This window comes from Enterococcus sp. AZ167, assembly GCF_051714025.1.
In the GTDB taxonomy this organism is placed as follows: domain Bacteria; phylum Bacillota; class Bacilli; order Lactobacillales; family Enterococcaceae; genus Enterococcus_D; species Enterococcus_D casseliflavus.
Window position 1 is genome coordinate 1514655 of record NZ_JBIORB010000001.1, and the last position, 21055, is coordinate 1535709.

Consider the following 21055-nt stretch of genomic DNA (forward strand, 5'->3'; position numbering starts at 1 on the left):
TCCCAAAAACCGCGGCCTTATTCTTAAGGAAAGCACAAAAAAAGAAAGGCACGGGGCCTTTCTTTTTTACTCTTCTAAAAGCTGGATACCGATCCCTAACAACCCAGGACCCGTGTGGACGACTAATGCGGGAGAAATTTGTCCAAATAAGATTTCTTTGACCTTAGGAAATTCGGCTTCTAATCGTGCTTTCATCTCTTTGGCTTCTTGCAGTGCATCACCTTGCGCCACGGCTAAACGCACATGGCGATGATCACCGATGAATTGCTTGATCAAGTCAACGGTTTTGTCCAAGCTTTTCTTCCGTCCACGAGATTTTGCGACCGTATAGTAGATCCCTTCTTCATTACAAGAGATAATTGGATTCAATTTCAAGGCATTGCCTAAGATAGATGCAACCAGACCGATCCGGCCGCCTTTTTGTAAATACTCTAAGGTAGCTACGTTGAAAAAGACTTTGTTTTTTGGCACTTCATTCGTTAATTGTGCCCGCAGTTCTTCCCAAGTCACGCCTTTTTCTAACAGTTCTGCTGCACGAATCGCTTGCAGCCCTGCACCGATCCCGATATTTTTCGTATCAAGCACGAAAACCTCAAGATCCGTCCGTTGTTCACCCAACAGGCGAACGACGTTAAACGTTCCGCTCAATCCGCTGGAGATGGTTACGGCAAAGACTTTCTCATACCCATCGCCTTTGATCCGATCAAAGATTTCCCCGATCGCAGCACCGTCAGGTAACGAGGTACTAGGGATCTCTTGCGGCAAGCGCTCGTAGATTTCTTCCGCAGTAATATCAACTTTATCGGTATAGGTCCGATCCTTGTAGATTATTTGCAATGGCAGCATATACATGCCGTATTGCTCCATGATCTGTGCGGGAACATCGGTACCTGAATCAACTAATAGGGCAATTTTCTCTTTATTCATGGGCTTCTCCTTTATGTGTTTCTAAATAAATGACTTCTAATTCAATCGTTTTTTCTGCCAATAGTTTGTTGGCAAAGGAACGCGTCGCACCTTTCATGGCTACTAATTCAATTGGGATCGGTTCCGACGTCATTTGTTCGGGTTCTCCCATCGCTTCTTTGCCGACAAGGTGGATCGCTTTTTCTTGTTCTTCACAAAATACATTGTAGGCATTTCTGATGCCGACAACTTTCCCTTGAAAAAGGATCCCCGTCTTTATTTCAGGAATCGTCAGCACTTGCTTGAGCATCGTGATCGCAATCAAAAATGCGAGATGCTTTTGATTGTAACGTTTCTTCTCTGGTGCTGGAATCATCCCTTTTTTGACATAATTATTGACCATGGAAGAGGTCAATAGCGGATGCTTTTCCGTTTGGATCACCGGCGATAAATATTGATCGATCAATGTGATCACCTGATCCATATACAGTTCCAGCGTTGGCAATTCTTCCCATCTCGGCAGGTGGAATTTCAGCAATGAATTGCCCCAATTTTTCATGTCTGCTTGTAATTTTTCCATGTTATCCTCCATTTTGACGAACAGAAGGTTAGATTATCACAAACTAATCATCTAGTTTTGATAACTAGATACATTTTATCACGGTTTTCTTAGTTTTTAAAGCAATCTGATCAATCTTTTAAGAATTTCCTATCATTTGAATTTGGGAAACAAATGGTGTTTTATTAAGATAACGCCAGTTTCTCAACTGAAAAAGCGCATATTTTTTTCAAAAGAATGATTGATTTTTCAACAATGGAGTGCTAAGATAATGAAGTACTTTTGGTACGGGCCGTTAGCTCAGTTGGTAGAGCAGCTGACTCTTAATCACCTGCCCTCTTATGTAGAGGTATGTTTATAAAAGTTGATATGTAGAGGTTTTAATGAGGTTTACTTAGTTGATAATCTTCAAGCCATTTTATTGCCAACAATTTGCCAACAAAATGACAGATTTTTTTTTAATAGTAATCGTTCAAAGACTTGCCATTCAATTTTGATCAAGTCTTTTTTGTTATTTATTTTTTGAATCCAAATGTATTAGCTAAATTTTCTGCAGAAGCATATTTAAAGCTTGGATCAAGGTGTGCGTAAAGATTAGCAGTTGTCGTATAAGAGGCATGACCAAGCCACTCTTGAACCTTCTTCATGTGCTCACCATTTCCAATCATTATAGAAGCGGTTGTGTGTCTCAAATCGTGGAATCGTATCCTTTTTATATTGTTTCTCTTGATTACCTTCGCAAATCGTTTGGAAACGAAATCTGGTCTTATGATATTGCCATTTTCCATGGTAAAGAGGTAATCGTCGTCTTCGTAATTATATTCAGCTCCGAAAAGCTTTTTATTTTTTTCCTTCCACCTAGCTAATTTCACTAACTCCTCTTCAACTGTTTCTATTAAAGGAACAGAACGATAGCTGGAAGCATTTTTAGTTCTGTCTTCTTTAAGAACAGTTGTTAAGTCTTCTTTATTTTCCAAAACTACATGTTTAATGGTAATCGTCTTATTCACAAAATCAATCGCATCCCATTTAAGCCCTAAAACTTCACTTCTCCTAAATCCATAAAATACTGTTAATAGAATTATTGGATAGAGCTTCTCACCTTTGAATATTTGAAGTAGTTTTAGCACATCATCCTTTGTGTAAAAGTTTGGCACGAAGGAGTCCTTTTTTGGTCTACGTACACGGTCAGCAATATTTTTATCTATCTGTTCTGTCATAAAAGCTTCCTGTAAAGCTTTTCTAATAAAGGCGTGATAGTGTAGAGCAGTATTTCCAGTGCACCCATCGTCTAATATTTTTTGATAGAACCTTTGCAAGTGGACCGGTTTTAAATCAGATAACATAATTCCACTTGGTCCAAAATAATCCTTTATCCTGATATCGATGTAACGTTTATAACTAAAGTAAGACGTTTTAGACAGTTGTGGTTTAGCAGTTTCAAGATAACTATATAGGTAATCGACAAAAGGTGTTTCGGTTCTTTCCTGTTTTAAAACAAGATAATCCTCTTGTTTCATAGCAATTTCTTGCTCAATCTCAGATATAAATTGGTCTTTTATTCTTTCAGCTCTTTTTTTATTTCCTTTCTTTTTTAGTTTGGTATCTCTCCATCGTTGAGAAGTTTTTCCAAAATCATCTTTTATTGTTACAACAACTTGGAGAGTTCCTCTTTTTTCTACAATATTCGCTCGTAATTTCAATTCAAATCCTCCTAAAACTGAAAAAAGCAAGCTATGGAAAACGCAATTCTAACACCTTTATTATACCATAGCCTGCGTATGCTCATCTGCCACATTTTGGGCATCTTGTAAGTATTCGATCACACACTTTTTAGGAATCTTGTAGTTGCTGCCTATCTTGACATGTTTTATCTTGTTCGCTTTTAGTAACCCATAAGCTTTATTTCTACCTATCCCTCCTAACATTTCTCTCAATTCATTTATTCCAACCAGATCTTTATAGTTCTCAAACATGACGTCATAAATGTTTCGATCCATTTTTACCTCCTAAAAAAACCATAGATTATTGTTGCCAACATTTTAAAATAGTGATACTATATCAAAGTAATAAATTTTGGGCCATTAGCTTAGTTGGTAGAGCACTTGACTCTTAATCAAGGTGTCGAAGGTTCGAGTCCTTCATGGCCCATTGGGTGCCAAACCCACGGAACAGGTAAATGTTGGTGCGAAAGCATTTCGAAAACATTTATGCTGTTCCTTTTTTTATTTTAAACATTTTCTAAACCACCTTGGAAAAGGTACACAGGAGTCTCCTCCTCCCCCTGTTCATCAGCGGGACGCTTACGTGAGTATCATTATCTTCAACAATTATCTCTTTGCCTAAAGTTTCCATGCTTTAGTCACAACTTTTGATCTATCGCTCCTTCAAATCTAAGAGATCTTGGCGCCAAAAGTTGCCTGCTACTTAATCACTGAAAAGAATTTAGAAAATGGGCTATTCTGTTATCAATGAGCAATAAAAGAACGAAAGCGTTCCTTTCTAAAATAGTTTTACCAAATTTTTTTCAGAAGATATATAAGTACAGGCTAGAATGACACATATTGAAAAGTAGATGATCCAAAACACAAAGACTAGTGATTCTAAAAGAATAGTATGCCCCCTATCTTCAATTAATTGTTAGTGACTAAAGACACCACTAGATAAATTTATCGTTCACTTTGATTTTCTTCTATATTGATAATATCCCCTATATGCTCGCTCAACATTAATCTGAGCATCATCGTGCATCCTCTTAAGATAGTTGCTTTGCAAATTACTATAAGATATAGATACTAGCTTTTCTTTCACCAAGTATTCATAAATAGTTTTAGATCTAGTTGGAATACCTTTTTCTTTAAAAAAAGAAGCTATATATAACGAAATAATGTCATAATTATTCTTATATTTTTGGTAATCATTCTCTCTTATATATTCTTCATAAACTCTCTCCTGCGAAACTTTCTTGTCGTAGTCAAATCTATGATTCTTTAACAAAACATATTCTTTTGATAAAGTAACAATCTCATCCATGATTTCTATTATACGAGCTTCTATTTCTCTACTTCCCATATCACTTTCACCTCTAAATAGTTAAGCTATGCTCTTTCCAAGAATTAAAATAATTTTGTCTATATTCTTTTGGAGATACCCCAGTTTCCCTTTTAAAAAAAATAGTAAATGCACTAGCGTTAAAGAAACCAGTTTTCTCGCCAATCTCAAAAATTTTTTCATCTGTCGATTCCAACAAATTTTTCGCCAACGTAATTTTGATATCATTAATTAAATCCTGAGGCACTTTATTTATTTTATTCATACAAAATCGATTTAAAGTTGGTTTAGACATATGCATAAACTCCGCCAAGTCACTAACGGTCAAATTTCCAGATAAATTCTCTTGTATAAATGCTATTAATTTAAATATTTCAAAGTATTCTTTCAGCGTTGAAAGATTCAATCTAAATGTCTTTCTTATTATCATTTCGATAGCGGGATTCACTACATACGTTCGATCTCTCGTTTCAAACCTTGTAAAAAGTAATTGAATTAAGCTAGATAACTCTTGATTGATTATCAGATCAATTTTTTTAATATAGTTTGAAGAAGGCTCGCAGAACAAATTCAACTCGACAATAATGATTTGATTCAATAGGCTCTGCGAAAGATATTGAAAAATCATATGAGATTCTATCAGAATTATTTCCACCTCAGATTTCTCCATGTACAGTCCTTTCTTCGTCAACAGGATAGCCCAACCATTTTCGCAATGATCATTTGGAGAATAGTTATTACCATTTGTATAATAGATGTTTTTGATTTCTATCATTCTTTTCACCCTCCTACATTATGCTACTAAATTTATTTGTAGAAGTTGACATATTCTGTGCCTGTTTATCAACTTCTTAATCCACTTTTATCATATAAAACAAATAACTAAAACGATTTCAAACAATGATGATTAAAAATGCAAAATTATTGATTCGAATTACAAATTATTATTTTAACTTCTAAATATTTCAATCCATCAATGTTATATTATCAGTATATATTTTTTCTTTATTACGTAATTTAATACACAATCCAAAATTCAATAAAATATATCACTTATTAAGAAATAGCACAGATTAAAAATCTGTATAAATGAATTAAAAATAACTTCTAACTTTAATTATCAGAATTTCACGTCTGCTCAAGAAGTCCTGCAAAAAATACTTTTTAACAATCAAATAATGTAGCAGAATTTTCGAACGTCTAAAGCTCACTGTTTAAAAGTTAATTGAAGCCTTTACAGATACAGACCCGAATTTATTCTTTCTTCTTGTTTGTTAAACTTCCCCAAACTTTGTATAACGGTTTTCGAGTAAATCTTCTAACATAAGTAGAAAAAGTCATCACTAATGCGATGATTTATCCTCATTCTAAAAGAAAAATAAATGATAACAATTCCCATACAAAGACAATAATACGAGTATCCCACGGATTTGAATCATCTAGGAAATTGAGAATCAAGAGCTTTTTAATAATAAGTTGTTCAATGTTGGAAAACAAAAAATCTGAGCCAGAATTAGGTTCATCTGACACAGATTTTATTTTGGACAACTAATCAATCCTTAATAACTAAGGTCTTTTGATCATGTAATAAATTCCAATCTACTTATTATGACATGACTGGGAAACTCAAAATCCAATATTTCACGTATTAAAAAGTTATTTCTGCATTACTTTTAAAATCATTGTTTATGCTTTGTGAAATCCTGGAATGTAAAAAGTTAGAATTCATGCTAAACAAAGACCAATTTTTTAATGTTCTTTGTTTTGATTTCATATTCTTCCGCCATTGACTTTTCAGTAAATAGTTTTTTCCGTTTGTGTCAATTTTTCTTGGTAATCAAAAAAAGCTGTATCTCTACACAGAAAAGGAAACTACTATATTACATTCCACGTTCACAGTGTGACCAAATAGAGAGAATCTTAATCGTTTTTGCTTGCTTCATCAACACTGTATACTAGACGGCGTTTGATATTGAGTTATCTTGAAAAGTATGGTAAGTCTATTGTAAATGTGGAAAATTTAAATCGTATTGGCAGTCTGAATGTTCCAAAGATTAAAACAATTTTTAGGTAACTTACACATTGATTAACTTTCACTTCCTTCTATTATCAAGAGATATTAAAAATCATTGAGTTTTTCGTTTTCATGCTTAAATCATAGTACATAACTCTTTAAAATAGGTTCGATAATCGTTTTTGGTGATTCGAATGATTTCTGTACTTGAAAATTCTTGAATTTTGCTCAATTCCACTAAAAGATTCAACTTCGCAACAAGCCCTAGTATTTCTGGAAAGTCTTGCCAAAATGTTGTTTTTGAAATATTCTCAGTCAGCTCTAGCAGTCTGACTATGTGTTTATTAATATACTCTCGAGTTTCTACTGTATCTCTGCGTGACTCACCTAATTCTTGCCAAAAATAGTTTGTATAATCTTTTTCTATTGTAAATAGAAGCATATTTATTCTCCTTGTATATTAGAGTTAGGGTTTTAACCTTCCGGTTTTGATTGGATAACCCTATGAACCATCGTTATTTTAATTTGGTATTAACTCATTCATTTTGAGATAATATATTTATTGGATTGAGAGGCTATGCCGTTGCCTCCTTGAGTTTTGAAGCTCGTAATCGAAAGACTGGCACCTCTCTCTGATAAGTGGATTACGTATGAGTTAGATGTTGAAAGTTTTTGCTTTACTCCGTATCTCGTACAAGGTAGTGACGCTTTTCAGTTGAGCGGGTTTCAATCCAAAATATTTTTTTAGAAAGGTCAAATGTATGTACTTCTTAGGAATTGATATCGGCAAGCGAACTCACGTGGCTTCTTTAATGAGTGAAGAAGGTAAAGTGATCCTAAAAGGTTTTTCTTTCCCTAACACTACTGAAGGAGCTGATTCCCTGATTGAGCGGCTTTCAAAATATTCAGAGACTCCCGCTGACTTTATTGTCGGAATGGAAGCTACGGGTCATTATTGGCTCTCCATCTTTTCATACCTCCACGAATCAGACTTTTTGATTCACGTTGTGAATCCTCTTCAAACCGATGGCTGGCGCAAAGGAACAGAAATCAGAAAACGAAAAAATGATATTATTGATTCTGTTTTGATTGCTGACTTGATGCGTTATGGTTCCTTTGTAGAAACAGTATTGTCTGATGAAAATGTTTTTTCGTTAAAACAACTTTCACGTTACCGAACCTATTTAGTAGGTACCGCAAGCGACTTCAAACGAAAAATCATAGCTGTACTAGATCAAGTGTTTCCTGAATATGCATCAATTTTTTCTAAACAAGGTATTTTCGGAAAAGCGTCTAAAGAGTTATTGCTTGAGTTTAGTTCTCCTATAGAGCTAGAAGAAATTTCGGCAGAAACGTTGGCTCAATACTTAGCTGAGTTAAGCAGGAACCGAATAAAGCCAGAGAAAGCAGATCAATTGAAGCAAGCAGCTTCTAACTCCTTTGGAGTGAAATTTGCTCAAGAAGCTTTTACATTTCAATTACGCTCCATGATTGAACAATTGAAATTCATCGAAAGCCAAGTAAAAGAAACTGAAAAAGAAATTAAGCGCATAATGAGTAATTTAGACTCTGTTATTCTCACAATCCCTGGAATCGGCCCTATAAATGGCGCGACAATTCTTGGTGAAATTGGAGACATTCGCAAATTTTCTAATCCGAAAAAACTGGTTGCTTATGCTGGCATAGACGCGTCTGTGTCCCAATCTGGGCAATACGAAGCAACACATAATGTTATGAGCAAGCGTGGATCTCCATACTTACGAAAAGCCTTGTTTTCAGCTGCTCTAGTTGCTTCTCAATGTGATCCTGTTTTTCGCGCGTTTTATCAGAAAAAAATTTCTGAGGGAAAGCATCATCTGACGGCCTTAGGTGCTGTTTCTCGTAAGCTTTGTTATGTGATTCATGCTATTTTAACTAAAAATGAACCTTATAAGATTGTTTCCGATTAGCTATTGAACAATCAAAAAAATCTAATAGTGAAAGGTCTATTTGTTGTACTCATTTTTTGGACTTAACTGTTATAAAATATTTTTTTGATTTAGCTAATTTTCACTTGACTCTATATAGTTAGTCTTTCTAAATTTTTAAAATGATATATCGGTACCTTCTAGCTACCTTTTATTCTTATTCTTTTCGCTTCCTCATTTTTTCTGTTCTCTATCCGTTTAAAGTAACAGTGCTATACAAAAAATAGTTTTTTGTATGTCAAGGGCAACTTAGAAATGTAGGTTTTGGGCAGAATAAAAATGTAGGTTTTCGGCAATAGGAATTGTCGGCAATCGCCAGTTTAGATTTTATTTCTCATACGATAAGACTTGCCGGTAATCTTGAACACTTTGACATGATGAACCAGTCGGTCAAGGATCGCTGCCGCGATTTCTGGGCTTTGAAACAATTCACCCCATCGAGATAAGACGATATTTGTCGTAATAATCGTAGAGCGGTGTTCATAACGCATGGCCAGAAGCTGGAAGAACAAATCGGCTTCTTGTTTTTGTATCGGTAGATAGCCAATCTCATCAATAATCGACACATCATATCGTGCATATCGGTTTAGTACTCGCTCAAGCGTGCCTTTCTCATAGGCAGCTCGTAAGCGTAAAAGAAGCTCATGACAAGGGATGAATAAAGTCCGGTACCCTTGATGGCAGGCTTCAATTCCTAAGGCAATCGTTAGATGCGTTTTCCCAACTCCTGGGCTCCCAATAAAGACCAGGTTCTCATGCTTTTCTACGAAACCCATGTGCTTTAAATCCAGCAGTTCACGTTTATTAATACTTGGCTGGAAGGTAAAATCAAATTCCTCTAGACTGGTCCGTTTAGGAAAGCGCGCTCGCTCTATCACGCGATTCATTTTCTGGTTATGTTGATGATTGACTTCCTTTCGCGTTAATTCCAGAAGAGCTTCCGTCAAGGAAAGCTCCTCTCGATTGGCAACCTCGATATAATTGGGAACATACTCCCGCATGTGATTCAAACCGAGCGTTTCTAGGTTGGTCATCAGTTCTTGATAATGGCTATTCTTCATCAGCAATCTCCACCAAATCATATTGTTTTAGACTTTCGCGAGTATAAGCTCTGATGTCATCGTCCTCTTTATGGCTCATGACATCTGACTTTAGGATTTGGAAATAGTCCTCCTCATGATAGTTCAATTGTTTTTTCGTTAAGGGATGCGACCGGATCAGTTCTCCGTTATAATGAATTTGTACTTGGTCTTCCTTGTCGGAGAGCTCGATTTCAACCTCTTTACCGATATAGCGAGGATCTACAGAGTACCTGCATTTACGGAAAACGACCATGGCTTCCTTCGTGACTTTACGGCTAGTAAAGTCCTCAAAATAAGGATTCAAAAGGTTTTTCGGTAATTCATGTAGGTGCTCTTTTTCGTTTGTCCACCAACGCTCATCTGGCGTCTGGTCCGTTGCCTGGGAGACTTCACTATTTAACTCAGAACATAGGTCATTCACTAGATGACATAGCTCTACGGTATCATAAAATTCATGGTTATAGACCTTCAGTCGATCAACAGTTCTGGCTAACGCTTCTACACATCCTTTTGTTTGTGGTCGAAAGGGACGACAGGCAATTGGCGTGAAGCTGGCGTCTTTACTGAAGGCATAAAAGCGTTCGTTGAAATGCGCTTTTGAAAACTGACTGCGAGAATGATCAACCACCGTCTTCATATTGTCGAACCAGATTTCTTTTGGCACACCACCGGTGTGATAGAAGGCATCATCCAGACATTCAAACAGGGTATCTTGCTTACGGTCAAAGGTTAAAGTAATGAATTTTTTCTTCGAGTAAGGAAGGACGTATAAGAAGATATTAAATTCAAAAACTTCTCCTTGATTACTGATTAAGCGCATATCTTCCTTCCAATCAACCTGGGCGGAAAGTCCCGGGTTATGCTCGACACGAATGGTGGCCTTTTGCACTTTTTCTTGTTTGAACTCGCGACAGTAAGCTTTTACTAGGCTGTAGCTCCCGTCAAATCCTTTGCGTTCGATAAATTTGAAGATACTGTAGGCACTACAATGCCCCTTGACTTTGTCTTGGATAATTTCTTTATATGGATCCAACTTGCTTGGACGTTTCTTGCGCGGGGTAGGTGTGGACGTTTCACCCTTAGCTTCTTCGTATGCATTTTTGACTGTTCGATAATCACAGTCATATTGTTTGGCTAATGCGGCATAGTTCGGTTTGATTTCGTTGATCACGTAGATCATCACTCCTTCGCGTATATCTTTTCTCATCCCTGAACCTCCGTTTCATTTGGGATAAGAAGAGCATACAAAAATGTAGGAAAACCAACAATTTTAAATTGCCATTTTCCTACATTTTATCGTTGCCGTTAACACCTAGACGGACTTTATTTTTCCCCCTTGCTCTCTAACACAGATCAGCTTCTTTTACTCGGCATTTATGATGATGCTATCCCCAAAATGGACGATGGCCCTCTCCCAAACGGAAGAAGGCCATCTAACTACTCAATATCTTTACTCTAAAGTTAGATCAGACTATTACTTAAAATCAAGTATTTCTCATTTAAACAGTGTGTTCCCATAACCTACTAACACACCCTTGCAGCCCTGAAGCTGCGCCAGTTGGATCAAATTTCTTAAAAATATCCTTGTATTTCTCGCGTAACAATATCTTTCGTGTAAGACACAGTATAACATATTTCCACCAAAACAGCAATTGGCCTAGAGCTTTTCTAACAAATCCCGCTTCTTAAACTTGGTAATCAAAAGACTGAAACGACGCGGTGCCTCCAATGGTTTTCCTATTATAGATAAATAGCCCGAAACGACAGCCGCTAAAATGATCCATTTTAAATGCCACCGGATGTGCCTCTCCTAATTGCAAAAAAGTCCCTTCGTTTTGGTAATAAAACCGGGTCAAATCCGTCATTTCATGAAAATCAGCGGCTACCTTTAGCGTGACTTTTCCACTTTCCCACAAAATACGAGTGGATTTACCGTTAGTTGCCTCTTTAGGCATTGCTTGCAAACTGGAATCATCTAGTTCACGGGTCTCCATGACAAGATAATACTGGCCTTCCTCTTTGGATAAACCAATAAAACCATAAGCGGATTGAAAGGCAGCTAATCCGGCACAATCCCCATCTTTCATTTTTGTCCCATCGATTGTCACGGTGGCTACACATTTTGGATAGCGCATCCGCTGTGTTAAGACGTTTGGCGTCGTTGTCACAGATTGTGCAAGCCGTGTCGTCGTTAATTCCACACAGCCACGTTTTGGATCCAATAAGAAGCCAGACAAATCCGGTTCGTGATTAAATTGCCATTGCGGTTTTAGTCGGTAAGGCGTTTTGGCTAACGTTTTAAAATCATCACTCCCTACAAGAGGCGAATACACATATTCCGGTCGATTGTCGGTAATAAAAAATTGCTGTGGCGTCTTTTCTTCTTCACCAAAAACTGGAAAATCGTCTTGCCAAGTTACTGGTAAAAGTATGGGTAACCGTCCTACTGCACCATAATCTTGAAACAAGATCGCGTACCAGTCTCCCTTTGGCGTATCCACGATACCACCTTGGGCAATGCCTTGATTGCAATACCCGTTATCATCATTAAAGACATCACCGCCGACAAATTCACCTTCCAAATCCTCCGCCACAAAGCAAGCCTCAATCCGTCGCCAAACCTTTGGATCTGAGTGAATCAAGAAAATGTAATACTTGCCATTGATTTGATAAAAATGAGCTCCTTCATAGCCTAACCGAGGATTTTTTTCTGAGACAATCACACGATGGATGCCCCCAACTTTCGGGCCACTGAGATCGGGTTTCAATTCCGTCAACCAGACATTACTGTTTCCATAGACGATAAAAACACGTTCCTTTTCAAACAACACGGAACAATCATGATAGAAACCTTCAATGATTTTCTTATCCCAAGGTCCCTCAATTTTTTCAGCAGTATAACAATAGGTCAAGCCGGTATCATTGGCGACAAAAAAGACATAAAAACGTCCTTCATGATATCGTAAACAGGCCGCCCACATTCCTTTGCCATAACTGTCTTTCCCCTCTGCTAAGCGCTGGCCTGCCGTACTATCCAAGCGCTCATAGACAAATGCCGCATGTTCCCAGTGCAATAAATCGTAAGAACGTAAAATTTCACAGCCAGGCATAAAGTGCATCGTAGTGGTGACCATATAATACGTATCTTCCACCCGAATGACGTCTGGATCTGGATAATCCAAGGGAATAATCGGATTCTGAATTGTTTCAAGGCTTTTCTTCATCTGTTTTCCTCATTCTTTTAAAATTCACCGAAACGCCGGTGTAAAAAACGTAAAGCTAAATTTTGCCACTGAGCGACATCAGCATTTTGCAACGTGGGATCACCAGATGCTTGGTAGGTTCCCAACGAGAGGCCATGCTGCCCTTCTTCAAATAAATGCAACTCTACTGGCACACCTAGTTCCATCATTTTATTAGCATAACGCAAACATTGTTGCGGGTAGACAAGATCATCTTGGGCTGTTGTCCAAAGGAATGTAGGCGGTGTTTTTCCTGATAAGAAATAATAAGGGCTCGCCTCTTTCATCCGATTTTCTGTATACTCTTTGCCTAAAAAGACTTTATTGGCATGATGCATAAAATCTCGCTTCGTGGTATCGGTATAGCTGAGACTTAGGTCAATCCGAGGATCTAGATTGGCATATTTTTCTTGGACAATGAAGTCCAATAACGGATAAGCGAGAATAACAGCATTGGGTTTCAGAAGCTGATTATCGCCGGTTCCAACCCCTTCTGCTAGCCAACGATTGTGCCAATGGGTTGCTAATTGAGCACAAAGATTGGCTCCTGCTGAAAAGCCGATAATGGCAATTTTATCGTTATCAATCTGCCACGTTTCCCCTTGCAGGCGAATTTGTTTCATCAACATCGCCAAATCTAAAAGTGGATTCGGATATTGCGCATTACCAGTGGCTTCTGTTTGATAATCCAATACAAAGACTTGAAAACCGGCTTGCAGATAATGCAAGGCCACCGGTTCTTTTTCGCGATCAGAAATCCCTAGATATGCTCCCCCACCACAAATAATCATGGCCGGAAATTGCCGGTCTTTATCAATTTCCTCTGAGCCTTCATGAAGATAACTTGTATAGGATACATTGGGTTTGTTGTCATATAGTAACGTAGTAAAGACTTTCATTTGAACCCCTCCATTTTTCGCTTAATCAATACCAAGTAACGTAGCCAACTGCTGGAAATCAACCGCAGCCGCCAAATGATTCCCACCTACACTGGAAATATGCAACCCGTCGCCACTATCAAATAATTGGTAGAGTTTTTGAGAATCTTGAGGATCTCCGGCGACTTGATCAAAGTCCCATAGTGCCTCAATTGGCGCTTTATTACGCAGCCAATGATTCAATCCTTGACGCAAACTTTCGGCCTTTTCACTGTAAAAGGCTGATTGATTAAAAGGAAGAAGTGTCACTCCAATCACTGGTACTTGCCGCAAATGGGCTTCCTCAATCATAAACCGAAAAGCCGCGGTTAATTCGGCTAATCCCTCAGCGACAGGTCTCTCGCCAATCGTCAAACAATCATTAATACCATGAAAAAGGATCAAGCCACTAACTGGCCCATCCGCAAAAACGTCTGACAAAAACCGCTTCACCCCAGCTCGCCCATGACGGCTAAAGTCATCGGCTGTAGCATCTGTATCTAGCAATACCCGGTTTCCCCCAATGCCACGATTTACGAGTGCCACTTGTGAAAAGCCCTCTGTCACCAGGCGCTGTTTGAAATGATCCGTCCAAAATCCCTGTTGTGTCAACGAATCCCCAAAAGCTATCAGGGTCTGACTGTTTCCTTGCAATTGTAGGCCCGAAATACCATAGATAACGTACATTCGTGGATTCCACAACGCATTTTGAAAGAGCTGATAATTATCCAAGAGATGGGTCCAGAAATTCTCAACCCAACGATAATTCAGCACTTCCTGTTGCAAACGAGCATAACTCACTAGAAAACTAGTCAGTTGCACCGGTTTGGCTAGATAAGTAGTGATTTCTAACACTTCTCCTGGTGCAGCTGATAATAAAATAGGATCACTTGCCAACTGCTCACAACCAGGGGCTAGCTGTATTTCCGACTTTCCATGAAGAGTCAGGGGAACTACCGGTGTGCGTGCAATGAGCTCTGCCGATTTCACCTGTGCAGTCACCTTATCAAACACTAACGGCCCTCTACCATAAAGGTTAGAAAACAATACACGCCATTGATCCCCATAATGATTTAACCGAATTCGCACTACTTGTACTTGTTGTTCAATCTCGCAAGGAGCACTGCGGTAATCCTGTTCCTGATATTCCCAAATTCGTTGCCACACGCCATTTATTCCTCCTAAATGAAATTCCCTATGTAAAAAAACTGGTCAGCCTAGTCTGAGATTTTCCTCAATACCTCTGCTGACCAGTCAAAAAATTAGTAAATACGATAGTTACCACTCAAAGCCATAAAGGCAAAAGCATACAAAAAATTATCATAATATCGGCGCACGCCTTTACGAAGGGGCGTTTGCCAGAAACGTGTCACAAATTCTCGGGCGATTTCTGTTTCAGGATTTGCAAGGGAGGCCGCGGCTAAGGTTGCTAGCAAGCCTACTGGATGTAAGATTTCTTCTCCAGTATTTTCCCCTTCCACAGTATAAATGTAATTTTCTGCCCCAGCTGGTAGTGCATGGAAAAATTGTTGCAAATGAGCCAACCGATCTTTGAGTACAACATCTTCACCATACCACTGCATATCAAGCGCCACATTCATGGCTGTCCGATAGGCATCACTAAAGAAATGCGGATGTTCACTTTCCAATTGTGGACTGCCATCGTACCAACTGTATTCTGGATTCAACCCAGTTTCTGGATGAATGGCCTTTTTCAAATACCTTCGACTAGCCCTCGCCGCCTCTTTCCAAAACGGCCGGTCGCTAGGTTCTGTATAAAGAGCAAATTGTTCATAAAAATGCGGTACATGATAAGAAGGATCGGTAAATTCTACTTCTGGGATGAACTTGATTAATTTATTTTCATTGTTCCACATAGGCATGCCAGGAAATTCAGTCCCTTTATGAATACAATAGTTCAACAATTCTCGGGCATGATGAGAGTAATTGAATATCCCTTCTCCATCCCCCCAGCGATTGGCTGCAAAAAACAGCGCCAAGGCAAAGAATTCTTCCCCATCCGGAGCGGGTCCATAAGCATTTTTCTGACCAGAAGGAGCGACCGACCAAGCGAAATAATGGGCATGTTCCCCGCTATCCATATACATATAAGTCATCACCCAGCGCCAAAGCCGGTCAAAGACTTCCTTTTTGTCGTACTGAACCGCCATCAACATGCCGTAACTCATGCCCTCTGTCCGTACATCATCGTTTCCGGTATCCACTAGATAACCTGCATCTGCTGTTTCAAAATAAACCTTATCCGGTCCGACAAAAATTTCTTCCCAGATTTGCGTTAAACGGTCTTGGATTTCATTTTCATCATAACCATATGTTTTAAAAAGATTCGTATATGTTTTCATCCGTTTCTCCTACTAAATTACTACGGTTTCCACAAGTGGGACTGTTGCCACAAGTGGTGCCGGTTGGCCTAATTCTTGAGCCCGTGAACATGGCGCGGTTGTCCCTAACGTAAAGGTAATTTGTTCGCCATCAAATAATCGTTCCCCCGCTTCATTAACCACAGTAAGATTGATTTTGGCAACAGGTACCGTCACCGTTTTTGTTTCTCCGGGTGCCAATGCTACACGTTTATAGGCCACGAGTTTACCATTTAACGTTTCATGTTTCGAATCGGTTTTAACGTAAACTTGTAGTACTTCTTCCATAGCGCAATCGCTGGTATTGGTAATGGTTCCCTTGATCAAGTAGTCTTTTTCTTGCGTCTCTACTTGCAGATCAGCCAAAGCAATTTGGCCATACGTCAAACCGTAACCAAATGGATACAAGGGACTTTCCTCCAAGTAACGATAAGTCCGATTTTTCATGCCGTAATCTTTGAAATCCGGTAGATTGTCAGTGGTCCGATAGAATGTCACTGGTAATTTACCACTTGGGCTAATTTCTCCAAACAAGACTTTCGCTAACGCTTTTCCACCCTGGCTACCAGGATACCAAGCATGAAGGATGGCATGAAGATTTGGATGCTCTTCTCGACCATACAGAGAAATTGCTGAACCAGCTGCCACTACCAAAATCACTGGTTTATCCAATGCTAAAATTTGATCTAACAAGCGAATCTGTTCTGCCGGCAAGCCCAACGTCTCTTTGTCACCAGAACCGTAGACATTACCGGAATCTCCCTGTTCTCCTTCGATTGTCGGATCCAAACCAAGGCACATCACCACGGTATCAGCATGTTTGGCAGCGATGATTGCTTCTGATGCTCGCTCATGAGGACGAGACAAGGTCGATTCTGCATATTCTTGGAACAAGTGACAACCTGGCGCATAATACACCCGTGCATCATCTTCCAGATAGTCTTGAATGCCATCTAAGAAAGTCACATTTCGCGAAGCAACACCAAAATAATTGCCTTGCAATGCTTCGATACTACGAGCATTTGGGCCAATGACTGCCACATTTTTTACGCTTTCTTTTTTAATCGGTAAGATGCCGTCATTTTTCAACAAAACTAAAGCTTTTTCGGCAGCCTTCAAAGATAGTGCCATATGCTCCTTACTATCATTGGCTTCATAAGGAATAGCATTATAAGGATTGGTCTCATCAAACATGCCCAAACGAACGCGAGTTGTGTAAAGTTCTACTACTGCTTGCGTAATTTCTGCTTCTGTCACCAAGCCTTCTGCTAACGCTTGATGCAAGCTATCAGAAACATTCCCTGCACATAGATTGCAACCAATCTTCATCGCCAAGGCCATGGTTTGCGCCGCATTTTCAGTATAGTGATGGTGCTCATGAACATCTTCCAAAGCGCCAAAGTCTGAGACAACATGCCCTTCAAACGCCCATTTACCACGTAAAATATCTTGTAACAATTCGGGGTGCACACATGCTGGAATCCCGTTTACTGCATTGTAGGCTCCCATGAAACTTTCCACATCGGCTTCTTTTACAGCAGCTTCAAAAGCAGGTAGATAAGTTTCATACAAATCTTTATCATTCACTACCGCGTCGAAAGAATGGCGATCCGCTTCTGGTCCACTATGAACCGCAAAATGCTTGGCGCAGGCCGCTAATTTCAGATAAGGGCCGTCCCCTTGCAAGCCTTTGATAAAAGCCACACCAAGTCGAGACGTCAAATAAGGATCTTCGCCATAAGTCTCTTGCCCGCGACCCCAACGTGGATCCCGAAAAATGTTGATATTAGGCGACCAATATGTCAACCCTTTGTAGATATCATTGTCTCCTTCTGCGTGGTACTGGTTGTATTTTGCACGGCCTTCTTCAGCAATCACCCCAGCAATTTCTTCCATCAACTGATCATCAAAGATTGCTGCTAAGCCAATCGCTTGCGGAAAGACGGTGGCAACCCCCGCCCGCGCCACGCCATGAAGGGCTTCATTCCAATAGTTATAATCCGTAATGCCCAAGCGTTGGATGGCTGGGGCGCGGAAATTGATTTGACCAATTTTTTCGTCTATGGTCATTTGTGCCACAATTTTTTGTGCTTCAACTTTTGCCTCTGAATGGGTAATCATGTTTTTTCCTCCAACATTCTTTCAACTTTACAATAAGAAACAATCCGACAATACTCTGCTACGATCAACTGGGATATACTACAAAATCATGCAGCTGATCAAACAAGAAGAGTAGTCGTTTCTGCAAGAAAAATATCCGAACTAAATTGGCATTGCTGCTACAGCCTGTAGGATTTACCGGACAGCTTCTGGAAACAGTGGCATTACAATGTATTTAGCTCGAATATTCCCGTGTTTCTGAATGTGATTTATCTTGATAATTAATCCTTATGATGCATTTTCAATGGTACAAAATCCAAATAAGCTTTCACAAATGGGTACTGTTTTTTTCACTACAACAGGTAATAACACCAGAGCAAAAACTGGTAATAGCCAAATCCCTACGATCACTACGGTATACAAGACGAGCATTTGGATCATTTTTCCAAGATGGGTTAGCGCTAAAAGACCGCAATTGCGTAAAATTATTCTTAAAGGATCTTCAAAACGAGCAATATAAGCCAATACCAACACCACCAAGGGCAAGAGAACCAACAAACAAATCCCTAAAACAATTTGGATAGCATCTGAAAGCAAGGAATAACTCCCAGCAAGTTGTTGACGATTTAGCAGAAAAGAACTTGCCAACACCAGATACCCCGTCCAAATCAATGAACTTTGGAAAAAGGACTGTTTAAATGCCTTGAAAAAAGTCCCTAAGACATAGCCTTCTTTTTGGAACATGCATTGATAAACCGTGCGATACATGGCACTAGTTGCTGCCCCCGTCGTAACAAGCGGTACTGAGCAAAGTAGCCAGAGCACGCCTACCAATAAGTAATCGGCTACCAAACTCAACTTGTCCATAATCGCTTGACTATTTCCAGATTTTCTCATAATAAACACCTTTTAAAACCTTTCTTTTAAGCCTTAAATTAACCCTTAACCCCACCAATAGTCAGACCACTGATAAAGTATTTTTGCAAGAATGGATACAGGCAGACGATTGGCAAGGCTGTGACGATTGTCGTAGCTGCCCGTACCGAAGTTGGGGTCACCATGCCGCCACCACCTGCTTGAGCGGCATTTTGCATATCATTGGCGTTGGCCCCTTGACTTGTTACAGAAGACAAGAGTTTCATCAATTCGTATTGCAACGTACTAAGTTTTTCATTAAAGCCGTTGTACAACATCGCATCAAACCAAGAGTTCCATTGACCAACAGCGATAAATAAAGCAACGGTTGCCAACACTGGTTTACACAATGGCAAGATAATGCTCCAGAAAATCCGGATATGACTGGCCCCATCGATTTTGGCACTTTCGACTAAACTTTCAGGGATTCCATGGATATAAGTCCGGATAACCAATAAGTTAAAAGCACTGATCATCCCCGGCAAGATATAAACCCAAAATGTATTCGTCAAACCGATTTTATTCAACCACATGTAATTAGGAATTATCCCAGCATTCAAATACATGGTGAAGATGAACAATAAAGTAACCGGTGTCCGAAAGATAAATTCTTTTCGGCTAAGGATATAAGCCAACAATGATGTTAAAAACAATTGTGATAAAGTAGCAATCACCGTTCGAGCCACCGAGATAAAAGCTGCGTTTAGTAACGATTGTTTGGCTAAAACAGCTTTGAAATTATCCAAGGTAAAAGTTCGTGGCCACAGATAAATCCCTCCACGCAAAGCATCTAGTCCGTCGTTAAAGGCGACTGCTAAGGTGTTTAAGATTGGATACAGGGTTGCCAACGTGAATAAAATTAGAAAAATCCACTTAAATATATCGAATAGTCGATCTGAAATCGCAACTCGTTTCATCTTTTTTTCCTCCTCTGATTAGAACAAACTTTCTTCGCCAGCAACTTTGGCAAGTTTATTACCTAATGTAATCAAGATGATACTGATCACACCATTGAAAATCCCGGCTGCTGTGGCAAAGGAGTAGTTGTTCAAGCTAATCCCATATTTCAACACGAAAATATCAATAGTTTGGGAAACTTGTTGAACTAAGCCATTCCCTAACAAGTATTGCACTTCAAACCCAGCATTTAGGATATTTCCGATATTGATTAATAAGAGGATAAAGATTGTTGGTTTAATTCCTGGTAAAGTGATATGCCAGATTTTCCGCAAGCGGCTGGCACCATCCATTTCGGCGGATTCATACAGTTCTTCGTTGATAGCTGACATCGCAGAAAGGTAGATGATACTTCCCCAACCAGTACTTTTCCAAACATTAGAGAAACCAACAATCCACCAGAAATATTTCGGTTCGGAAAGGAAACTAATCGGCTTGTCTACAAAGTTAAATTGCATCAGTAGTTGGTTAATAATCCCCGTTTCAGGACTCAGCACATCCAACACGATCCCTGTTACAATAATCCATGATAAAAAGTAAGGCAGATAAGAGACAGTTTGCATGATTTTCTTTAAATGTTTATTTTTGACTTCATTCAATAAGACCGCAAAGCCAATCGAGAAAACAAAACCCAAAGTCAAATTGATTAAACTCATTGCCAAAGTATTGCGGACAACCCGTAAAAAGTTTGGATCAGCAAACAACATTCGGAAATTTTCAAGTCCAATCCATTCTTGATCAAAAAGACCAGTACCAGGACGGTATTTTTGGAAAGCCATCAACCAGCCAGATAACGGTGCATAATTAAAGAAAAGAATGTAAATGACAAATGGCAGACAAAGTAAACACAGATCTTTTTGAGCCCAGACACGTTCCCAAAATGTTTTTCGTTTTGCTTTTGGAATACCCTCGTTTGAATCTAACATCGTTGAATTTCCGCTCATTTCTTATTCCCCCAAATCTT

At 39.1% G+C, this 21055-nt stretch carries 18 protein-coding genes and 1 tRNA gene; 2 read left to right on the top strand and 17 right to left on the bottom strand.

Features of this window, described 5'->3' with window-relative positions:
- Positions 1 to 66: 66 nt before the first annotated feature.
- The 4 genes from IGJ05_RS07070 to IGJ05_RS07085 all read right to left on the bottom strand — a co-directional run bounded on the left by IGJ05_RS07070 (position 67) and on the right by IGJ05_RS07085 (position 3465).
- Positions 67 to 927: a DegV family protein gene (locus IGJ05_RS07070; protein ID WP_010747606.1), complete on the bottom strand. Its 861-nt coding sequence runs from the start codon at positions 925 to 927 to the stop codon at positions 67 to 69.
- Positions 920 to 1486 (bottom strand): DUF1836 domain-containing protein, encoded by a 567-nt coding sequence (locus IGJ05_RS07075; protein ID WP_010747605.1) that lies wholly within the window; start codon positions 1484 to 1486, stop codon positions 920 to 922. Before IGJ05_RS07075 ends, IGJ05_RS07070 begins: the two co-directional genes overlap by 8 nt.
- A 494-nt stretch (positions 1487 to 1980) precedes the next feature.
- On the bottom strand, positions 1981 to 3168 hold the full coding sequence (locus IGJ05_RS07080) for a tyrosine-type recombinase/integrase (protein WP_223347065.1): 1188 nt from the start codon (positions 3166 to 3168) through the stop codon (positions 1981 to 1983).
- A gap of 60 nt (positions 3169 to 3228) precedes the next feature.
- Positions 3229 to 3465 (bottom strand): helix-turn-helix domain-containing protein, encoded by a 237-nt coding sequence (locus IGJ05_RS07085; protein WP_010747603.1) that lies wholly within the window; start codon positions 3463 to 3465, stop codon positions 3229 to 3231.
- Between the two features lie 78 nt (positions 3466 to 3543).
- On the opposite strand from IGJ05_RS07085, the gene IGJ05_RS07090 reads away from it, so the two are divergent.
- Positions 3544 to 3616: transfer RNA gene (locus tag IGJ05_RS07090), tRNA-Lys, on the top strand.
- Between the two features lie 525 nt (positions 3617 to 4141).
- Here IGJ05_RS07090 and IGJ05_RS07095 read toward each other — a convergent pair.
- The 3 genes from IGJ05_RS07095 to IGJ05_RS07105 all read right to left on the bottom strand — a co-directional run bounded on the left by IGJ05_RS07095 (position 4142) and on the right by IGJ05_RS07105 (position 6972).
- A complete protein-coding gene (locus IGJ05_RS07095) occupies positions 4142 to 4537 on the bottom strand; it encodes a hypothetical protein (protein ID WP_010747602.1) in 396 nt (131 codons plus the stop codon).
- A gap of 13 nt (positions 4538 to 4550) precedes the next feature.
- Complete coding sequence (locus IGJ05_RS07100; protein ID WP_010747601.1) at positions 4551 to 5291, bottom strand: helix-turn-helix domain-containing protein; 741 nt, start codon at positions 5289 to 5291, stop codon at positions 4551 to 4553.
- A gap of 1375 nt (positions 5292 to 6666) precedes the next feature.
- Entirely contained in the window at positions 6667 to 6972 is a 306-nt protein-coding gene (locus IGJ05_RS07105) for a DUF7006 family protein (RefSeq protein WP_010747600.1), read from the bottom strand.
- A gap of 319 nt (positions 6973 to 7291) precedes the next feature.
- Between IGJ05_RS07105 and IGJ05_RS07110 the strand changes: the two genes are divergently transcribed.
- On the top strand, positions 7292 to 8479 hold the full coding sequence (locus IGJ05_RS07110; RefSeq protein WP_010748508.1) for an IS110 family transposase: 1188 nt from the start codon (positions 7292 to 7294) through the stop codon (positions 8477 to 8479).
- 338 nt (positions 8480 to 8817) lie between these two features.
- Here IGJ05_RS07110 and istB read toward each other — a convergent pair whose 3' ends face one another.
- The 10 genes from istB to IGJ05_RS07160 form a co-directional block, all read right to left on the bottom strand.
- The gene (istB, locus tag IGJ05_RS07115; protein WP_010747573.1) at positions 8818 to 9558 is read right to left on the bottom strand and encodes an IS21-like element helper ATPase IstB; all 741 of its coding nucleotides are present in this window, start codon (positions 9556 to 9558) and stop codon (positions 8818 to 8820) included.
- Positions 9548 to 10786, bottom strand: a complete 1239-nt coding sequence (gene istA / locus IGJ05_RS07120) for an IS21 family transposase (protein WP_096742316.1) — start codon at positions 10784 to 10786, stop codon at positions 9548 to 9550. Before istA ends, istB begins: the two co-directional genes overlap by 11 nt.
- A gap of 478 nt (positions 10787 to 11264) precedes the next feature.
- The gene (locus IGJ05_RS07125; protein ID WP_231473215.1) at positions 11265 to 12803 is read right to left on the bottom strand and encodes a glycoside hydrolase family 43 protein; all 1539 of its coding nucleotides are present in this window, start codon (positions 12801 to 12803) and stop codon (positions 11265 to 11267) included.
- 17 nt (positions 12804 to 12820) lie between these two features.
- The gene (locus IGJ05_RS07130; RefSeq protein WP_010747595.1) at positions 12821 to 13720 is read right to left on the bottom strand and encodes an alpha/beta hydrolase; all 900 of its coding nucleotides are present in this window, start codon (positions 13718 to 13720) and stop codon (positions 12821 to 12823) included.
- A 21-nt stretch (positions 13721 to 13741) separates the two neighbouring features.
- Complete coding sequence (locus IGJ05_RS07135; RefSeq protein ID WP_438725125.1) at positions 13742 to 14905, bottom strand: GDSL-type esterase/lipase family protein; 1164 nt, start codon at positions 14903 to 14905, stop codon at positions 13742 to 13744.
- A gap of 95 nt (positions 14906 to 15000) precedes the next feature.
- Positions 15001 to 16101, bottom strand: a complete 1101-nt coding sequence (locus IGJ05_RS07140) for a glycosyl hydrolase family 8 (RefSeq protein WP_010747593.1) — start codon at positions 16099 to 16101, stop codon at positions 15001 to 15003.
- A gap of 12 nt (positions 16102 to 16113) precedes the next feature.
- Positions 16114 to 18240, bottom strand: coding sequence for a glycoside hydrolase family 3 C-terminal domain-containing protein (locus tag IGJ05_RS07145; protein WP_010747592.1), 2127 nt, complete (start codon positions 18238 to 18240; stop codon positions 16114 to 16116).
- A 267-nt stretch (positions 18241 to 18507) separates the two neighbouring features.
- On the bottom strand, positions 18508 to 19116 hold the full coding sequence (locus IGJ05_RS07150; RefSeq protein ID WP_081117184.1) for a YesL family protein: 609 nt from the start codon (positions 19114 to 19116) through the stop codon (positions 18508 to 18510).
- Between the two features lie 38 nt (positions 19117 to 19154).
- Complete coding sequence (locus tag IGJ05_RS07155) at positions 19155 to 20051, bottom strand: carbohydrate ABC transporter permease (RefSeq protein WP_010747590.1); 897 nt, start codon at positions 20049 to 20051, stop codon at positions 19155 to 19157.
- Between the two features lie 18 nt (positions 20052 to 20069).
- Positions 20070 to 21035: an ABC transporter permease gene (locus tag IGJ05_RS07160; RefSeq protein WP_080646945.1), complete on the bottom strand. Its 966-nt coding sequence runs from the start codon at positions 21033 to 21035 to the stop codon at positions 20070 to 20072.
- Positions 21036 to 21055 lie beyond the last annotated feature (20 nt).

What these genes read in the sequence shown, in the direction of transcription:
- IGJ05_RS07070 (WP_010747606.1), bottom strand. Translation starts at nt 927, where the DNA reads ATGAATAAAGAGAAAATTGCCCTATTAGTTGATTCAGGTACCGATGTT.
- IGJ05_RS07075 (WP_010747605.1), bottom strand. Translation starts at nt 1,486, where the DNA reads ATGGAAAAATTACAAGCAGACATGAAAAATTGGGGCAATTCATTGCTG.
- IGJ05_RS07085 (WP_010747603.1), bottom strand. Translation starts at nt 3,465, where the DNA reads ATGGATCGAAACATTTATGACGTCATGTTTGAGAACTATAAAGATCTG.
- IGJ05_RS07095 (WP_010747602.1), bottom strand. Translation starts at nt 4,537, where the DNA reads ATGGGAAGTAGAGAAATAGAAGCTCGTATAATAGAAATCATGGATGAG.
- IGJ05_RS07100 (WP_010747601.1), bottom strand. Translation starts at nt 5,291, where the DNA reads ATGATAGAAATCAAAAACATCTATTATACAAATGGTAATAACTATTCT.
- IGJ05_RS07105 (WP_010747600.1), bottom strand. Translation starts at nt 6,972, where the DNA reads ATGCTTCTATTTACAATAGAAAAAGATTATACAAACTATTTTTGGCAA.
- IGJ05_RS07110 (WP_010748508.1), top strand. Translation starts at nt 7,292, where the DNA reads ATGTACTTCTTAGGAATTGATATCGGCAAGCGAACTCACGTGGCTTCT.
- istB (WP_010747573.1), bottom strand. Translation starts at nt 9,558, where the DNA reads ATGAAGAATAGCCATTATCAAGAACTGATGACCAACCTAGAAACGCTC.
- istA (WP_096742316.1), bottom strand. Translation starts at nt 10,786, where the DNA reads ATGAGAAAAGATATACGCGAAGGAGTGATGATCTACGTGATCAACGAA.
- IGJ05_RS07125 (WP_231473215.1), bottom strand. Translation starts at nt 12,803, where the DNA reads ATGAAGAAAAGCCTTGAAACAATTCAGAATCCGATTATTCCCTTGGAT.
- IGJ05_RS07130 (WP_010747595.1), bottom strand. Translation starts at nt 13,720, where the DNA reads ATGAAAGTCTTTACTACGTTACTATATGACAACAAACCCAATGTATCC.
- IGJ05_RS07140 (WP_010747593.1), bottom strand. Translation starts at nt 16,101, where the DNA reads ATGAAAACATATACGAATCTTTTTAAAACATATGGTTATGATGAAAAT.
- IGJ05_RS07145 (WP_010747592.1), bottom strand. Translation starts at nt 18,240, where the DNA reads ATGATTACCCATTCAGAGGCAAAAGTTGAAGCACAAAAAATTGTGGCA.
- IGJ05_RS07150 (WP_081117184.1), bottom strand. Translation starts at nt 19,116, where the DNA reads ATGAGAAAATCTGGAAATAGTCAAGCGATTATGGACAAGTTGAGTTTG.
- IGJ05_RS07155 (WP_010747590.1), bottom strand. Translation starts at nt 20,051, where the DNA reads ATGAAACGAGTTGCGATTTCAGATCGACTATTCGATATATTTAAGTGG.
- IGJ05_RS07160 (WP_080646945.1), bottom strand. Translation starts at nt 21,035, where the DNA reads ATGAGCGGAAATTCAACGATGTTAGATTCAAACGAGGGTATTCCAAAA.